The organism is Sporosarcina sp. FA15 (genome assembly GCF_051550195.1).
In the GTDB taxonomy this organism is placed as follows: Bacteria; Bacillota; Bacilli; order Bacillales_A; family Planococcaceae; genus Sporosarcina; species Sporosarcina psychrophila.
Window position 1 is genome coordinate 229301 of sequence record NZ_CP188818.1, and the last position, 15748, is coordinate 245048.

A 15748-nucleotide genomic window follows, 5' to 3' on the forward strand; every position below is an offset into this window, starting at 1 on the left:
GGGAGAAAAAAATGGCAATACAAAAATTTAGAAAAACGGTCTTATTTGAATATATACAGATCATCTTTGGGGCTGCACTAGTTGGTCTAGCCTTCAATATTTTCCTTTTACCGTCCAGGCTAGCAGCAGGTGGCGTTTCAGGGATTAGTACAATACTATATGAACTCTTCCAATTCAATCCAGCTTACGTTCAATGGCTCATTAATATTCCACTACTAATACTTGGGGTCTTGCTTGTCGGCAAGGAATTCAGTATGAAAACGTTAGTTGGGACATTTTTTGTTCCGTTTGTCATCTGGCTCACAACGGACATAAAGCTTGCAGTAGAAAACCCATTATTAAGTGCGATTTACGGTGGGATTATGCTTGGTGTAGGTCTCGGTATTGTATACAGGGCTAACGGTTCGACAGGTGGTACTGCTTTAATCGCTCAATTGGTTAAGAAGTATACGGGTCTATCGAGTGGGTTTTCACAGTTGCTTGTAGATGGATTAGTTGTAGTCACATCGGCATTTGTCTTTAACTTTGAACTTGCTCTTTACGCGATGATAGCAATTTACGTTACGAGTAAGGTGATTGACTTTGTTCAGTTGCAAACGTCGCCGACCAAATTGGTTCTCATTATTACGGATAAAGAAGAGAAAGTCCAAGCCATTATAAAAAATGATATTAATCGCGGATTAACGAAGATTAAAACAATAGGCGGGTATTCCAATCAAGAAAAAACAATGATTTTATGTGTCGTTGAACAATCGGAAGCTGTCTACTTTAAAAAATTACTTCAAACACAAGAACCAACCTCATTTGTCATCTTCTTGAATGCGTCGGAGATACTTGGCCGCGGTTTTTCTAAAGCACAATTTGATGAAGATAATATGAAATGAAATTGTTGAAAATGACCTGTTGCGAATAATTCGCAACAGGTCATTTTTGTTTATTATAAAGGTTTTTCTACCCCATTTGTCGAAATAGACTGTATGTTGCAATCATTCAATTGATAGGGGGAATAGAAATGACTTACAAAGTGGAGCAAGTTGAGGATTTAAAGGCAATTGATATCTCTCATTTAGTGAAAGAAAGCGAAACGGAAGGGTACCGATTTTTAACACGACTAGTCAATGATTATGAGGATGGAACAAATAGGTTCAACAAACCGGGTGAAGCATTGTTAGCTGTTCAAAATGATGAGGGTGAGGTAGTAGCGATAGGTGGAGTAAACCAATCACCTTTTTCCGAAGATACACAAGTTGCACGTTTGCAGCGATTTTATGTATTAGATGATGCTAGGCGGCAAGGTGTAGGATCTCTTTTACTGAAAGAAATTGTTGACCATTCACGCGATGCATTTAAAGAAGTGACAGTGCGGACAGAATCTTCAAAAGCAGATGCTTTTTATAGGGCAAACGGATTTGAACTGGATGACACTGCTTCTGAGACGACACATTTGATGAAGTTGTAATTGAGGTATCCCTCAGTCTACTGGAATAAATTCAATACCAGGTGTAGAAATGATTCCGAATCATTTCTGCACCTGGTTAACTTTCGTAGTGTTTGTATAGGGAAATATATCACCGGTATGTCACGGAAGAATTGAGGGATTTACTGTGGAGAAATGGAAAACGATTAAGTCAGAATATCACTTTAAAACTCCTTTTGAGAATTTGAGGAAAGACACGTGTCAGCTTCCGAACGGGGCAATCATTGATGATTATTTTGTCCATGAGTATGAAGATTGGGTAAATGCCATTGTATTAACGGAAGATAAACGGGTCGTATTCGTAGAACAATACCGTCATCCTGGTCAAGGATTTTATTTAGAAATTCCTGCCGGGAAAATTGAAGAGGGAGAGTCACATGAGGAGGGGATTTTGAGGGAGTTACGAGAAGAGACGGGTTTTATTTCGACGACGAAACCGATAAAACTTGGTGAGTTTATGATAAATCCGGCTACTCAAACAAATAGGATTGTTACCTTTCTAATTTTGGATGCATTCAAAGAATGTGAGCAGGAATTGGATGAAACTGAGGAGATTGAGGTGAAACTCATTTCTTTTGATTTAATCGAAGAGATGATTCAAGAACAAAAAATTACACAACTTTTTTCAGTAAGTGCCTATTACCTGGCCAAGAATATATTGAATAAATCAATTGTCTTGTCTTCAGAAAAGAGGTAAGTGTATGAAAAGTAATAATCATGCTCTAATCATTGGCGGAACGGGTATGCTTGCCGAAGTTTGTCTTCATCTTGCACGTGAAGGTTATTCTGTTTCTGTCATTGGGCGTACATTGTCGAAGTTTAAACGATTGCAAGTAGAAAGTTCGCCAAATTCTATATTCCCACTTATAGCTGATTATAATACAGATGATGTATATGACGAAATTAAAAAAGCGATTCTGGAACGTGGCTCGTTTGATCTAATTATTAGCTGGACATCGAATTACAGTGTACTAGAGCGGATTTGTGAGATGAACCCAGGGGACACACCGTTTAGTCTGTTCCATGTAAAGGGGAGTCGGCGGTATTTCGAAGATGAGTCTATCCGTATTCCAAGCAAGTGCAACTATCGGAGAGTCTATTTAGGATTTGTAATGGAAGACGGTGGCTCACGTTGGCTTACACATGGTGAGATTGCGAACGGAGTTATTAAACAGATTGAGGCAGATGAAGAAATGGGGATAATAGGTCAAATCCATCCCTATGAAGCACGTCCGAAATGATTTTTTGAAAAATGTTGACCTGTTGTTTCAGTACTGTTACAACGTTGAAAGGGGTGAGTGAGATATTAATCCGAAAAGCAGAGGTAGAGGATGTAACAGGAATTGCAAAAGTCCATGTGGATAGTTGGAGGACGACATATAAAGGAATTGTGCCGGATCCTTTTTTAGATAACCTTTCTTACGAGCAACGCGAGCTGATTTGGAAAAAAGGGATAAAAGAAAATAACATATACATAGCAGAAAATGAAAATGGTCAAGTTATCGGATTTTCTACAGGTGGAAAAGAGCGCACCGGGAAATACGAGGCATTTACAGGGGAATTATATGCGATTTATATCTTGAGAGAATACCAAGGAAAAGGAATTGGTCGATTACTCGTTCAGTCTGTTGTGGATGATTTAAAAAATAAGAATTTGAACTCGATGCTTATATGGGCGATAGAAGAGAACCCGGCTTGCCGCTTCTATGAAATGTTAGGTGGAAAGAAGGTTGACACTGAAGAAATCGAAATTGCAGGAAAGAAGTTGAGTGAAGTTGCATATGGATGGGATGATATAGCTATTATGGGGCAAGAACGAGGTAACGGATAAGTTCAGTCATTTATCTGGATTAGTCATTTTTTACAAGCAGCTTTTTAAATATTTCAGGGGAAAGGGAAAGTACAATGGAGAATTTAGAAGAAGCAATTCAGTTAAGAAGTGAAGGGAAGCTTGAGAAATCAAATGCGTTACTTTCCAATCTAGTTTTGAAATTCCCAGACAATGCACTAGTTAATTATCAATATGCATGGAGTTTCGATGTTCTTGGGTTAGAAGCAGATGCTGTACCTTATTACGAAAAAGCCATCCAATTAGGCCTAGATGATACAAATGCAATAGGCGCATTTATAGGATTAGGTAGTTCATATCGTGCGTTAGGCAAGTATGAAAAATCGCAAACAGTTTTGGAAAAAGGAATTGAAAACTTCCCGGAAAACAATGCAATGAAAACTTTCTATGCAATGACATTGTACAATGTTGGTGAACATCGTGAAGCCATGGAGATTTTACTAACCAATCTAGCTTACACGACAAATGATAGTGAAATCTTATCATATAAAAGAGCAATTGAGTTCTATGCTGATAAACTCGACAAAACTTGGTAGGCAGACTGCTATAAAAAGAGGATGAAAATAATATCTATATATTGAATTAAAGAATCCCATTGAATCTACTGTGGCGCTCAATAAGGAGAGAGTTGTATTTCGGGATGTGGATTGTAGAAAACTTGGCGCTTTGAGGATACCTTTGGACGTAAGCCTAGATTAGCGCTTCGCATCCAGTTTTACGGCTTCGGCGACCCCTTTTGCCGCGCCTGCGCTAGGGTTGTTCATTAGTGAGTGAGTGTAATTCGGAGTGTGGATCGTAGATCGCTTGGCGCTTTGGGGATGCCTCTCGCCATGAGCCTGGATTGGCGCTTCGCATCCAGTCTCATGGCTTCGGCTACCCCTTTGCCGCGCCTGCGCTGGAGTTTTCATTATTGAAAGTGATTTTGAGATGTATAGACTTAGATTATAATGTGATTACTATTTGATACTAATCTCATTGAAGAAAGACGTACTACAGACTGCAGGTCTTATCTCCGACAATGAAATACACTTTCTAACATAGATTTATCCAGCGAAGGCGCGTCTTCGTGGTAGCCGGAGCGATAAGACTGAAAGGGATCTTCTTTCTGACTTATCGCGGGAGGCATCCACAAAGCGTCGAAGCGGTATTGGCGGGAAATCTAATTAGTTCTAAGTATTGGGACTTTTTCAGTGGCCTCCCAAAAGCCCTTTTAAAGCGCATAAGCCGTATTCATTTGTTCAACATATATATTAAGGAATGATTAAATTGGGTGAACGATTTACAATCACTGATGTGGAAAGAGAAAAAGTATTGGGAAATTACTTCAAACAAGGTTTGCAAGGACCGCTTGACGTATTTCCGAGTAAAGAAAAGAGGAAGTACATTATTGCCCAAGAAATAATTAAGCAATTTGAAGTTGATAGAATGTACGTGGAAAAAGAAATAAATGACCTATTGGCGACGATTTATCCTGATTTTGCCACAGTAAGACGATTTCTGATAGATTATCGTTTCATGACTAGAAGTAATGATGGCAAGCAGTACAGGATTGAAGGCTGACTATTTGCAAATACATAGGAATGTGGAACTGAAAGAAGTGAATATGTTCGTTGAAAAGGTCTTTGGTAAGTATGAAGATTTGATCCACGGTTTTTGTACGAGTATGTGAGCAGTGTGAATGAAAGAGGAGTAGTTTATGGTCATTACAACTGAAAGAGAAATTGTTGTTTTAATTCAAGAGGATAAGTGGATGATGGACCTATTGAAATGCGCCAAATCATTGAATTTGCCTGATTGGTGGATCTGCGCCGGATTTGTTCGATCTAAAATTTGGGATGTGCAGCACGGTTTCAATGTAAGGACGACGATTCCAGATATTGATGTCATCTATTATGATCGAATAAATAGTGGGAAAAGTGTGGAAAAGGAATACGAGGAAGTGTTGAAAAGACTTCTACCAGCTATCCCTTGGTCGGTCAAAAATCAGGCAAGAATGCATAGTGTAAATAATGTCATCCCCTATACTTCGTCTGTTGATGCGATCTCAAGGTTTCCTGAAACGGCAACAGCTTTGGGGGTGAAATTGGATAAAGGAAACAATGTCATATTAACAGCGCCTCATGGTATAGAAGATGTTGTAAATTTGAGGGTGAAACCGACCCCTTATTTTTGTGATAAGAAAGAACGGATGAAGATTTATGAAGAAAGGATTAAGAAAAAGAATTGGCAAGTTGTATGGAACAAGCTTGAGATTATAAGTTTGGACAGTGACTAGGAGGGCTTTTATGGAATTTACAGTAAGCTACGCTTCATTTACGACTGCAGTTTCTGATATAAATAAAATTATTTCATCAAAAAGCGTTATTCCAATACTCTCTGGAATAAAAATAGAAGCCAACGAGTATGGTCTTAAGCTTACGGGTAGCAATTCGGATATTTTTATTGAAAGAACTATCCCTTTACTAAAAAGTGGAGAAAAGGTCGTGGATATCAAAGAATTTGGAAGTGTAGTTGTTTTATCGAAATATTTGAACGGAGTTGTGAAAAAACTCCCCAATGATATTTGTATTAAATTAGGACGCAATGATTCAATCACGATAAAATCGGGGGATATTGAAACAAAACTAAATGGATTTAATGCGAATGACTATCCAAAAATTCCGGAGATGGATCGCAATACTAAAATTGAAATACCGTTTGGGAAATTAACGGAGGCTATAAAGCAAACCGCTTTTGCTGTTTCAAAAAGTGAGGCTAAACCGGTACTAACTGGAGTGAAGATGGAGTTTGAAGAAAACAAACTCATTTGTACAGCAACAGATTCACATAGATTAGCACGGAGAGAAGTGACTATAGAATCTAAAACAACAGAATCATTTGTAGTTCCGAGTACAAGTTTGTCAGAACTGACGCATCTTAAAGAGGCGGATTCGTCAATCGTAGAGATTTCTTATACGAATAATTTCATTGTGTTTGGGACCGCTATGAGTTCACTTTATTCAAGGTTAATTGAGGGTGTCTATCCTAACACTGGATCTTTGGTGCCAACTGAATCAAAGGCATTGATAACCATGAATACTCAAGTATTAATAGAAGGAATGGATCGGGCTTGTGTATTTTCGACTGAATGGAAACACAATAACATCCAATTGGAGATTGTGGATGATGCTACTATCAAAATATCTTCCAATTCTACAGAAGTCGGGATGATTGAAGAGCTTCAAAAAATTATACATATCGAAGGACAGAACGATATCCAAATGTCATTTGATGGTCGTTTTGTACTTGACGCACTAAAAAGGATACCAGAAGAAAATGTCACGATACGTTTTGATGGCTTGATGAAACCGATTGTCATTCAGCCGCAAAATGATTCCACTTGCCTCCATCTAATTTCACCAGTACGGTCTTATTGAAATGAATAAGTTCTCTCGATCTAGGGAGGAGAGCTTGGGCATATAGGAGATTTATAATTTTTAGTAGCGAAAGGGGATTTCAAGATGAATTTAGCAGCACAAACTTATTGGGACGAATTTTGGAAGAACGAAGAGAAACCTACTTCTGTCAACGCATGGATGTTTGGAAGTTTGCCAGATGAGCTTGCACAGCTTGTAATTGATGGGGAAAAGACTGCGACATGTTCAGGTCATGTAATTTATGAACTGGAGAACGAGCCATTACCCAGAATAGATGAGTACAGCATTATTTTAAATAGCGATGAAAAACCAGTGGCAATCATTAAGACCATTGCAGTATCGCTTGTACCGATGAACGAAGTATCGGAAGAGTTTGCGCTTGCTGAAGGGGAAGGGTCATATGAAGATTGGAAATTGGCTCATGTGAGATTCTTTACGAGTGAATTACGAGAAGTTGGACTTGAGTTCACTGAGGACATGCTCCTTGTTTGCGAACGATTTACGCTAATTCATGTAAAAGATAATAACTTAGGATAGACAAATTGCCTTACACAAGGCAACGATAAATGATCGTTTAGGGGGAATAGTGATGTTAGCAACAACTTTAGAAAGTTATTTAGGAGATAAGATACTAGAGCTATCGAAGGAAGTTAGGCAAGAGATGTTGACGCAAATTGGAAATCCAGATGGTTTTTTGCGTGACGAGTTAATCTATCGAAGCTTCGGAAAAATGATTGTTTCCAATCAATTAAATCCGGAAGAATTCCAGTCTTTACTTGAAGTGGTATTACAGGAAGACTATCTATTTTACGGGATTGGCGAGTCTGGAACTGATTCAGTATTTACACGTTCTTTTTCTGCACTCGTCATTGCTGCAGTTATTGAATATGACATTGAGAAACAAATAGTAAATCCAGATCTTGTTCAGTATACAGTGAACAAGGTTATACGCTATATGAGGGAAGAAAAAGACACTCGAGGTTTTATCCAGGGTAATGGATGGGCGCATGCCATCGCACATGGCGCAGATACCTTGGATGCCTTGGCAAAACATCCTCTACTGAAAAAAGAGGATATCAGTCGAATTCTTCATGCAGTTCAATATTCCTTGTTAAGGCAAGTTGACTATTTGGATGAAGAGGAAGAACGCTTAGCTATAATAATAGTTTCATTAATAAAGCATCAAGATGCTGAGAAGGTTATACAAGTATGGATTGAAGAACTTGCCGGAATGGTAGAAACTGAAATGCTTGAAAATAAAGGATCACTTGACGCCTATCACGTACAAAGAACGGTAAAGAACTTTTTGAAATCAGTCTTTGTAATTTTGAGTTCGAAGGGAATCGGTAAGAAAGTGAACAGCGACGTTTTTAAAGTTCTCGAAAAGTGGATGTGGATGTATCTAAATTAGTCATATAGTCTTCAGATACTGCTGTGGTCCTTGAGTAATCTGTCGTCCAATTCTACGTTAAGTGCTAATGTAAATATCTTTTCGAGACAATCAGCATACTATCTAAGGTAGCGTAATGATGCTCAGGAAAGGTGGAGACATATGTATTATCCTTATGCCCAACAAATGACCTGCCGACAACCGCGGGTTATGACTGTTACAGGAATTGGGAGTCTTAAACTAACACCGGATATTGCTCAAATCCAGTTGGAAGTCAGTACTGAAAACAAACAATTGAACCATGCACAAAAGGAAAATGCTTATGAGATGAATCAAGTCATCGATTCGTTATTGAAATTGGGGATCGACAGGGAGAATATACAAACGGTTTCGTACACTATAGTTCCCCAATACAACTATATCGAAGGCGAACAAGTATTTAGAGGATACGAAGTTACGAATGCGATTACAGTAAAAATTACAGATATTGATCAAGTTGGAAATGTAATAGACGTGGCTGTCCAAAACGGAGCGAACAGGATATCAAATATCCAGTTCAAGGTTGAAAATGAACAATTGGACTATCAAAAAGCATTGAGCCTTGCACTTAAAAATGCATTAGCCAAGGCGCAAATAATTGCTGAGACAATGCAACTGCAACTTGATCCACATCCAATTAAAATTGTTGAAGAATTAAGAGCAGAACCCATCGCATATCGAACATTTGCTGCGAGAGAAATGACTAGCTCCACACCGATTGAACAGGGGCAGATTTCGATTAACGCTACGGTTAAAGTGCAATTTCGGTATTGAAATATCAACGTAAAATAGATGGATACTATTTTACGTTGAAAAAACGACAGCTAACCTAATCACAACTAAAAATTAAGGGAGTGGGGAAAACATGGGAATTAAAAAATCTTCTAATTACCTATCACCTATTGCGCGGATATTTGACAAGTTTTCACGGCAACAAGACGTATCGTTGATTTATGGTGAACCGATTAATTTTGAAAACAGAAAAGTCCTTCCGGTAGCAAAGATTAATTATATTGTTGGCGGGGGAGGCGGCTATTCTAGTGAAACAGGAAACTCTTTAGGTGCCCAAGGAGAAGGGGGCGGGGGACATATCTCCGTCAGACCTTTGGGTGTTTACGAGATAGATGCGGAGAAGGTGAAGTTTAAACCAATCATTGACCTCAAATTTACTTTAACACTAGTTGCTGTTTTTACACTTGGCCTAGTTTGGTTATTGAAAAGGGCTCGCTGAAAATTAATTTGTACGGGGGGAATAATTGAATGTTGTATCGCAGAAAAACGTACACGGTTGAACCAGCGATGTACGAAACGTTTACCCACTTTTTCCATACCTTTTTGCTTCCGAATCAGCTGACGCATGGAGCGCAGCTGGTTGGACGGTGGGTCAATGAAGAACAGACGGAGATAATGGCAATGTGGGCATACGATAATAGGGCTCATTATGAGACAGTGGACGCTAGCATTCGGGCATCGGAAATGCATGCTGAAGCGCAAAATTATCGGAAATCATTAGCTCCATTAATTATTTCATCAAATGAAGACTTTTTCACTTCGACGGGGAATTATGGACAATCTAGACAAATTATTGTTGTAAATGGCTACATTGTCAATGAGGAAGGACATGTATTACTTGTACGGAACAATCACCGAAATGATACATATGAAATGCCGGGTGGGCGACTTGAGCTTGGTGAAACCTTGAAAGAGGCGGTTAAACGGGAAGTACTAGAAGAAACAGGTATCCACGCAGAAATTGGTGATATGACAGGAGTTTATCAAGATATCACGTTAGGCGTCATCTGTATGGTTTTTCGTGGAAGAGCGATGTCAGGTGTACCAGCTGCACAACCTCCTGAAACGATTGACGTACAATTTGTTGACTTTGATAAAGAGCAAGTAGGAGACTGGATAAAACGCCCGCAATTTGCATCTAGTGTGGATGATGCTCGAAATAGCGATACGATTGTTTATGAAAGTTATGAAGTGAGACCGTATAGATTGATTGAGCGCTCATGAATAATCTTACTTGGGTTGGAAGTGAAAAGGACTTTGTCGATGAACGAGATGTACGATGGATTAATCGTGTAGCGGTTGGTAGATTTGGAGGTAATTCTTCAGCGGGACAAACCAAGAATGAAGATGGCTGCGTTATTTGGCAAAATGAGGATTGGGAATTAGCGGCTATTTTGGATGCACATAAAAGTGCTGAAAGTGCGGAACTTGTTGTACAAACACTCGGGCAGCATAAAGAAAAATTGGTAGAGATTTTAGATATGAAAGGTCCTCCACGATTTAAACGTTTGGAAATGAAGTTACTTGAAATTTTTCAATCTGAACAATTTTTGAATGAATGCAGATGTGCCATGGGAGAAACGGCTTGTCTTATCGTTGTCAGGAAAGCTAATTACGTTTGGTGGTTTTCGGTTGGAGATTGTTTAGTATATCTGTTCCATTCGGAATTAATTGCCCTAAATCAGTTTCAACTTAACCAAAGGCAATTCTTTGAATGGATTGGTCAAGTGAATACGTTTGAGCAAGCAGTACCATGCTACACGTCAGGGACAAGGGAAATGAGAAAAGGGAACAATCTTATTTTTTTGACGACTGATGGTTTAGTGGAATGCCCGGGGGAACCTTTTTTGGATCCGTCAGATCTCGTTGCCGTGCTGAATGAAAAAGAACTTGATAAAGGGATTTCGCAGTTATTGATGGAAATCGAAAGACAAAATGTACGAGACAGTACGACAATTATCGCATGGAATGTGAAAGTAGAAAAGGAAGGTAGCATCCCGAGCGATTATCTCGGATGAAGGAAAAATGACGGGAGGAATTAGATATGGAAGCATCTGAATTAATTGAAATCAAAACCCTTTATTATAACTTAATTCTTGCATGGAATAATCGCGATGCTAAGAGCATGGCTGATCAATTTACAGAGCAAGGCGAATTGATTGGATTTGACGGAAGTCAAGAAATTGGGCGAAATACTATTTTTGCACATTTAGAACCGATATTTGCAGATCATCCAACACCTCCATTTATCAATGTCGTTAAAGATGTGTACTTTCTGAGTGCTGAAGTTGCGATGTTGCGTGCAATCGTCGGGATGATACCTCCGGGCGGAACAGAACTTGACCCAAATTTGAATGCTCATCAAACACTGATTGCAGTAAAAGAAAAGGATGGATGGAAAATAAAAATTTTCCAAAATACACCGGCCCAATTTCACGGAAGATCTGACTTGGTCGAGCGGATGACCAAAGAATTGAAGCAAGTATCTGATGTAGGCTGAAAAAGTGCCCCGCACCAAGATAATACCAGTGCGGGGAGTGTTTTAGTTACTGTTCATGACAAAGGTAATCATTTTCTCTTCTTTTCATTTGAGTTCATTCGTTCGCGTTTTGGTTTCAGGGAACGGAGTTCAGCAAACTCGCGGGCTATTTCTTCATTCATGTCGCCCGGTTTTATTTTTTGGTTTTTCGGCGTTTGTGGTAAAGACCGTGCATTATTTCCGCCAGTTTTATTGTCATCTCTTCCCATAGTAACAACTCCTTTCATTTTTTCAGTGCCACGTTAATATGGCTTTCTAAAGAAATATTATTCAGCAGTTTTCATGCTGAATTAATGTGGAAATTAAAATAAAAATGTTTCTTTTGATTATTATCGTCAAAAAAGACGGTTTACAATAGTAGTTTTAATAGTATAATAGTAAATAATTGAATATTCTTATCAAGAGAAGCTGAGGGATATGGCCCTGTGAAGCTTCAGCAACCTCTGACTTAGTCAGGAAGGTGCTACCTCCAACAAGATTTTTTCTTGAGAGATAAGAACAGAGTGCCCAAATTAAACCCTCTTTTCTTGTCTTATAGAAAAGAGGGTTTTTTATATTGAATCATTTGATTCAAACCAAAGTGAAAAGGGAGAGACGACACATGCCGATCAATGTACCGAAACAATTACCAGCAGGAGAACTATTGAAGAAGGAAAAAATATTTGTGATGGATGAAGAACGCGCAACGTCCCAAGATATACGGCCTATGAACATCGCCATTTTAAACTTAATGCCTGAAAAAGAAAGAACAGAGTTGCAGCTGCTACGTCTATTAGGGAATACACCGCTACAAGTAAATGTTACATTTTTGAACACAGCAACTCATGATTCTAAAAACGTTAGTAAAACGCATTTAAACGCATTTTATACAACATTTGAACATGTGAAACATCGTCGTTTCGATGGACTGATTATTACGGGTGCCCCGATTGAGCATTTAGAATTTGAAGACGTTAATTACTGGAAAGAAATAACGGAGATTATGGAATGGTCAAAAGAAAATGTAACCTCTGTTTTACATATTTGTTGGGGTGCCCAAGCAGCACTCTATCATCATTATGGAATCCGGAAATTTGAATTGCCGAAAAAATGCTCAGGCGTTTTTACGCATCGACTATCGGACCCAACGATTAATCTTGCACGTGGCTTTAATGACGAATTTAAAGCGCCACATTCACGTTATACATCCGTTTCAACAGAGGAAATAAAAAATGATCCCCGTCTACACTTGCTTGCCAAATCAGAGGAAGCAGGGGCATTCATCGTCATTTCTAAAGATAATAAACATATTATGATCACAGGTCATTTGGAATACGATGCGGATACGTTGGCGGAGGAATATGCACGTGATTTGCAAAAAGGAGTCGGTATTGATATCCCGGAAAATTATTTTCCGAATGATGATCCAAGCAAAGAGCCGTTGAATACATGGCGTTCCCATACGCATCTACTCTTCTCCAACTGGCTAAATTATTATGTGTATCAAGAAACACCTTATGAATGGGAATAACTAGTTAATGACAAATGTATCAATTAAACCACGTCTGTAGATTAACCATTTATTTGCATAAAATACTGGTGAGTAGGGCTTGATGACCTTCATTTTCACTGCATTATTTTTGGCCCGCTTTCGACTAACTATTCATGACAGATTTACTGAGGGGTCCGAGTGTGGCTAGAAGTGACTCCGTCACCTCTAGCCACACTCTTTTTAGTAATACTATTGCGAATAGTTGCCTGTCGCGTTCCTACATTATTCAAGTGGAAAATGCAGTTGTTTTGTAAGAATAGAATAGATGACATTCTATGAAGGGTGTAAGTGCCCGAAGATGCAATTTCGGGCACTCTTGGACGATGTACAATGCGTTCCTTTCTTACTTTTAGCAAGGATTATACATCTAATCATGTGATACCTTATAGCTAGTGCCACTTCTTTACTAAAAAAAGAAAAAACCGTATAGAAAGCATCAGCCGCCAAAATTGCATCTTTGGCGGCTTTTCTCCGACTTAGATGTCAGCTTTTCTTTCATCAAAAAAAGCATAAGCACTACAAGTACTTTTGCATCCAGACATCCCGCTAATTGAATAGAAGTCATTCAATCCGAAGCAATCCAAAAATGAAACTATACAAGTAGCGCCCGGAAGGTAATTATGTTATTCACTGGTTAGTTTTGGTTAATCAACAGGTCTGCAATTAACCAAACCAGAAAATGACTGCTTACTATTTTGCAAAAAACTCTAGATTCCTGGCGTATAGGTGCTTTTTTAAAGAAAGTGGTTAATCATCAGACGTGACTCAATGACCCTTTTGTCGTGAATTGCATAAGCTAATACGACGAGGGGGTAAGTGAGATGGGGTTGTTTATTAACAAAAATGGGCACCCGGATGTTTTTAAAAATAATGCAGACGTTTTAGGGAGGAACCAAGAACACTATAAAATAGATCCGATAGCGGAATGGATGAAGGAACATAGGGAAGCGTCTCATTCGGTTGGTGAACAGTTCAATATCATGGAAACCTTACTAAAGCAACAGAAAAACACACAATCCAATCAATTGAAATCAATCCATAATCGTTTGAATGAAATCAAGGAAAGTGATTTCCGACATGAAAAGTTTGGAAAAGATGTTATGAAGTCGTTAAAAAAAGTAGAAACTAAAAACGAAATGTTACAACGTACGTTGATACATGAGCGAATAATGAATCGAGAATTCATCGGGAAAGTGAATGAGGTCAGCCAGTCAAATGAAGAAATTGTCAATAGTATAGAAATGCTGACTTCTGCAAATGAGGAAATTGTAGTCAAAATGAATGAACAATTAGATTATCAAAAGCTGTTGTCAGAGCAAATATTGAAACAAGAAGATATACAAAAAGACGTGATCAGCAGGCTGGACAACCAAGAAGGATTGCTAGGGAAAGTGATAAGGCAACTGGATTATCTACGCTCAGTCCTATACGAGCGAACCAACTTTTTATCAGGGAAAATAGAAGGTAGTTACAGCATGACGTCTTCGTATCTATCCAAATTATTGACCAGATCGGATCCAGTTTCGGCACGTTTTATGTTGAGCCAAAAGCAGGAAGAAAAAGAGGAGAACGTTGATTGAAAGGTATGGCTATTTAATGATGGAAAACATCATTACAATTAAGCAAGCCTCAAGTGCAAATCATATACCTAGGAACTGCTTAATTGTCTTTTCAGTTATGGGCTTAGGGATTCAGCACATATTAGCCATCCTTGAATAGAATGTTAAGGACAACGGGATAATCGAATTGGAGGAGATTGGGTGACGAATCAGAATCGACAAAATCAAAACCAACATTGGCATGAACATTATCAGAACCCACAATACCGGAGGATTACAATAAATCAGGCGATGGCCATTGCATTAGAGCGGGTTCCAGGCCAGGTCGTAAAAGCGGAATTAGATTACGACGATGGAATGCTGGTATATGAAATTGACGTAAGAACGGCAGAAGGTCATAAGTATGAAGTTAAAATTGATGCGAATACAGGTGCAGTCCTCAGAGTGAAACTAGATTAATGAAACTATATGTGAACAGCCACGAATGGTAACTGATACCATTCGTGGCTGTTCTTTTTTTGATGTTTAGGAAATTATGAAATCTCGTACTGTGGATAAGTTGTAACTTAGTGATTTTACGTCTAGACTCCAGCGCCTAGCCCCTGGAACTGTACGACATGGGTCATGCAACTATTGAAAAGGAAATCGTGATCCTAAGCTGCCTCCTCTGTCGCTTCTAACCTATAGGTCCACCGGGAGGGATTGAACTACATCCCTCCTACTTGTCTGGGCTGGGCATGCGTTTGCGATTTAGTCCATGAAACAGATTAGAAACCCTTTTGCTACTATCACAACTCGAGATTGTTATTACTTTCCAAGGCCTTCGGATTCCATAATTGCATCGACTTTTGCAATTGCATCCGCTTCATCTTCACCATCCGCCGCAATTGTAATGGTAGTGCCTGAAGCTACTCCAAGTGACATAACACCTAAAATGGATTTCAGATTTACTTTTTTACCGACGTATTCCAGTGTAATATCCGATTTGAAAGAACTGACCGCACTAACGAGAGCGGATGTTGGACGGGCATGTAAACCAGCAGTACCTAAAATGGTGTATTGTTTTTCTATCAATGTGTATTCCTCCTAATTGTTAGTATCAATGACTGTATTATAAAAGTTGGTGACTGACTATGGGAGATTATGATTGATTATG

Annotated in this window: 21 protein-coding genes and 1 riboswitch; of the genes, 19 read left to right on the forward strand and 2 right to left on the reverse strand. The window is 38.8% G+C overall.

Annotated features, from left to right (window positions below):
- Window positions 1-11: 11 nt before the first annotated feature.
- The 16 genes from ACP8HG_RS01170 (at window position 12) to ACP8HG_RS01245 (ending at window position 11463) form a co-directional block, all read left to right on the forward strand.
- Entirely contained in the window at window positions 12-884 is an 873-nt protein-coding gene (locus ACP8HG_RS01170; protein WP_067206981.1) for a YitT family protein, read from the forward strand.
- 128 nt (window positions 885-1012) lie between these two features.
- Window positions 1013-1459 carry a GNAT family N-acetyltransferase gene (locus tag ACP8HG_RS01175; RefSeq protein ID WP_067206984.1) on the forward strand — a complete coding sequence of 149 codons (447 nt, stop codon included), beginning with the start codon at window positions 1013-1015 and terminating at the stop codon, window positions 1457-1459.
- Between the two features lie 145 nt (window positions 1460-1604).
- Window positions 1605-2174, forward strand: coding sequence for an NUDIX hydrolase (locus tag ACP8HG_RS01180; RefSeq protein ID WP_438298066.1), 570 nt, complete (start codon window positions 1605-1607; stop codon window positions 2172-2174).
- A 4-nt stretch (window positions 2175-2178) separates the two neighbouring features.
- Window positions 2179-2718 (forward strand): short-chain dehydrogenase, encoded by a 540-nt coding sequence (locus ACP8HG_RS01185; RefSeq protein WP_438298067.1) that lies wholly within the window; start codon window positions 2179-2181, stop codon window positions 2716-2718.
- Between the two features lie 53 nt (window positions 2719-2771).
- On the forward strand, window positions 2772-3308 hold the full coding sequence (locus ACP8HG_RS01190) for a GNAT family N-acetyltransferase (protein ID WP_340741698.1): 537 nt from the start codon (window positions 2772-2774) through the stop codon (window positions 3306-3308).
- Window positions 3309-3382: 74 nt separating this feature from the next.
- Complete coding sequence (locus tag ACP8HG_RS01195; RefSeq protein WP_438298068.1) at window positions 3383-3862, forward strand: tetratricopeptide repeat protein; 480 nt, start codon at window positions 3383-3385, stop codon at window positions 3860-3862.
- Between the two features lie 730 nt (window positions 3863-4592).
- Entirely contained in the window at window positions 4593-4886 is a 294-nt protein-coding gene (locus ACP8HG_RS01200; RefSeq protein ID WP_231885781.1) for a DUF2087 domain-containing protein, read from the forward strand.
- A gap of 136 nt (window positions 4887-5022) precedes the next feature.
- On the forward strand, window positions 5023-5601 hold the full coding sequence (locus ACP8HG_RS01205; RefSeq protein WP_354313519.1) for a nucleotidyltransferase family protein: 579 nt from the start codon (window positions 5023-5025) through the stop codon (window positions 5599-5601).
- Window positions 5602-5611: 10 nt separating this feature from the next.
- Entirely contained in the window at window positions 5612-6742 is a 1131-nt protein-coding gene (gene dnaN / locus ACP8HG_RS01210) for a DNA polymerase III subunit beta (RefSeq protein ID WP_438298069.1), read from the forward strand.
- Window positions 6743-6826: 84 nt separating this feature from the next.
- Window positions 6827-7279, forward strand: a complete 453-nt coding sequence (locus tag ACP8HG_RS01215; RefSeq protein ID WP_338653137.1) for an ASCH domain-containing protein — start codon at window positions 6827-6829, stop codon at window positions 7277-7279.
- 52 nt (window positions 7280-7331) lie between these two features.
- Window positions 7332-8153 (forward strand): DUF2785 domain-containing protein, encoded by an 822-nt coding sequence (locus tag ACP8HG_RS01220; RefSeq protein WP_438298070.1) that lies wholly within the window; start codon window positions 7332-7334, stop codon window positions 8151-8153.
- A gap of 141 nt (window positions 8154-8294) precedes the next feature.
- Complete coding sequence (locus ACP8HG_RS01225; protein WP_438298071.1) at window positions 8295-8945, forward strand: SIMPL domain-containing protein; 651 nt, start codon at window positions 8295-8297, stop codon at window positions 8943-8945.
- A 91-nt stretch (window positions 8946-9036) separates the two neighbouring features.
- The gene (locus ACP8HG_RS01230) at window positions 9037-9402 is read left to right on the forward strand and encodes a hypothetical protein (RefSeq protein ID WP_340741703.1); all 366 of its coding nucleotides are present in this window, start codon (window positions 9037-9039) and stop codon (window positions 9400-9402) included.
- Between the two features lie 29 nt (window positions 9403-9431).
- Window positions 9432-10187 carry an NUDIX hydrolase gene (locus ACP8HG_RS01235; protein ID WP_438298072.1) on the forward strand — a complete coding sequence of 252 codons (756 nt, stop codon included), beginning with the start codon at window positions 9432-9434 and terminating at the stop codon, window positions 10185-10187.
- Entirely contained in the window at window positions 10184-10981 is a 798-nt protein-coding gene (locus ACP8HG_RS01240; RefSeq protein ID WP_438298073.1) for a protein phosphatase 2C domain-containing protein, read from the forward strand. The genes ACP8HG_RS01235 and ACP8HG_RS01240 overlap by 4 nt, the downstream gene beginning before the upstream one ends.
- Window positions 10982-11007: 26 nt before the next feature.
- On the forward strand, window positions 11008-11463 hold the full coding sequence (locus tag ACP8HG_RS01245) for an SgcJ/EcaC family oxidoreductase (RefSeq protein ID WP_438298074.1): 456 nt from the start codon (window positions 11008-11010) through the stop codon (window positions 11461-11463).
- A gap of 68 nt (window positions 11464-11531) precedes the next feature.
- On the opposite strand, the gene ACP8HG_RS01250 is transcribed toward ACP8HG_RS01245, so the two are convergent.
- The gene (locus ACP8HG_RS01250; RefSeq protein WP_067207021.1) at window positions 11532-11711 is read right to left on the reverse strand and encodes a hypothetical protein; all 180 of its coding nucleotides are present in this window, start codon (window positions 11709-11711) and stop codon (window positions 11532-11534) included.
- Between the two features lie 183 nt (window positions 11712-11894).
- Window positions 11895-12001, forward strand: a riboswitch (SAM riboswitch).
- Window positions 12002-12103: 102 nt separating this feature from the next.
- Between ACP8HG_RS01250 and metA the strand changes: the two genes are divergently transcribed.
- The 3 genes from metA to ACP8HG_RS01265 all read left to right on the forward strand — a co-directional run bounded on the left by metA (window position 12104) and on the right by ACP8HG_RS01265 (window position 15051).
- Window positions 12104-13012, forward strand: a complete 909-nt coding sequence (gene metA, locus ACP8HG_RS01255; protein WP_338653129.1) for a homoserine O-acetyltransferase MetA — start codon at window positions 12104-12106, stop codon at window positions 13010-13012.
- Between the two features lie 842 nt (window positions 13013-13854).
- Complete coding sequence (locus ACP8HG_RS01260; RefSeq protein WP_438298075.1) at window positions 13855-14613, forward strand: hypothetical protein; 759 nt, start codon at window positions 13855-13857, stop codon at window positions 14611-14613.
- Between the two features lie 180 nt (window positions 14614-14793).
- The gene (locus ACP8HG_RS01265; RefSeq protein ID WP_222618008.1) at window positions 14794-15051 is read left to right on the forward strand and encodes a PepSY domain-containing protein; all 258 of its coding nucleotides are present in this window, start codon (window positions 14794-14796) and stop codon (window positions 15049-15051) included.
- Between the two features lie 348 nt (window positions 15052-15399).
- On the opposite strand, the gene ACP8HG_RS01270 is transcribed toward ACP8HG_RS01265, so the two are convergent.
- Window positions 15400-15666 carry a phosphocarrier protein HPr gene (locus tag ACP8HG_RS01270; protein ID WP_067207033.1) on the reverse strand — a complete coding sequence of 89 codons (267 nt, stop codon included), beginning with the start codon at window positions 15664-15666 and terminating at the stop codon, window positions 15400-15402.
- Window positions 15667-15748: the final 82 nt, after the last annotated feature.

Coding starts and splice junctions, on each gene's coding strand:
- ACP8HG_RS01260 (WP_438298075.1), top strand. CDS start 13,855: ATGGGGTTGTTTATTAACAAAAATGGGCACCCGGATGTTTTTAAAAAT.
- metA (WP_338653129.1), top strand. CDS start 12,104: ATGCCGATCAATGTACCGAAACAATTACCAGCAGGAGAACTATTGAAG.
- dnaN (WP_438298069.1), top strand. CDS start 5,612: ATGGAATTTACAGTAAGCTACGCTTCATTTACGACTGCAGTTTCTGAT.
- ACP8HG_RS01235 (WP_438298072.1), top strand. CDS start 9,432: ATGTTGTATCGCAGAAAAACGTACACGGTTGAACCAGCGATGTACGAA.
- ACP8HG_RS01170 (WP_067206981.1), top strand. CDS start 12: ATGGCAATACAAAAATTTAGAAAAACGGTCTTATTTGAATATATACAG.
- ACP8HG_RS01205 (WP_354313519.1), top strand. CDS start 5,023: ATGGTCATTACAACTGAAAGAGAAATTGTTGTTTTAATTCAAGAGGAT.
- ACP8HG_RS01195 (WP_438298068.1), top strand. CDS start 3,383: ATGGAGAATTTAGAAGAAGCAATTCAGTTAAGAAGTGAAGGGAAGCTT.
- ACP8HG_RS01175 (WP_067206984.1), top strand. CDS start 1,013: ATGACTTACAAAGTGGAGCAAGTTGAGGATTTAAAGGCAATTGATATC.
- ACP8HG_RS01220 (WP_438298070.1), top strand. CDS start 7,332: ATGTTAGCAACAACTTTAGAAAGTTATTTAGGAGATAAGATACTAGAG.
- ACP8HG_RS01240 (WP_438298073.1), top strand. CDS start 10,184: ATGAATAATCTTACTTGGGTTGGAAGTGAAAAGGACTTTGTCGATGAA.
- ACP8HG_RS01225 (WP_438298071.1), top strand. CDS start 8,295: ATGTATTATCCTTATGCCCAACAAATGACCTGCCGACAACCGCGGGTT.
- ACP8HG_RS01230 (WP_340741703.1), top strand. CDS start 9,037: ATGGGAATTAAAAAATCTTCTAATTACCTATCACCTATTGCGCGGATA.
- ACP8HG_RS01215 (WP_338653137.1), top strand. CDS start 6,827: ATGAATTTAGCAGCACAAACTTATTGGGACGAATTTTGGAAGAACGAA.
- ACP8HG_RS01185 (WP_438298067.1), top strand. CDS start 2,179: ATGAAAAGTAATAATCATGCTCTAATCATTGGCGGAACGGGTATGCTT.
- ACP8HG_RS01250 (WP_067207021.1), bottom strand. CDS start 11,711: ATGGGAAGAGATGACAATAAAACTGGCGGAAATAATGCACGGTCTTTA.
- ACP8HG_RS01245 (WP_438298074.1), top strand. CDS start 11,008: ATGGAAGCATCTGAATTAATTGAAATCAAAACCCTTTATTATAACTTA.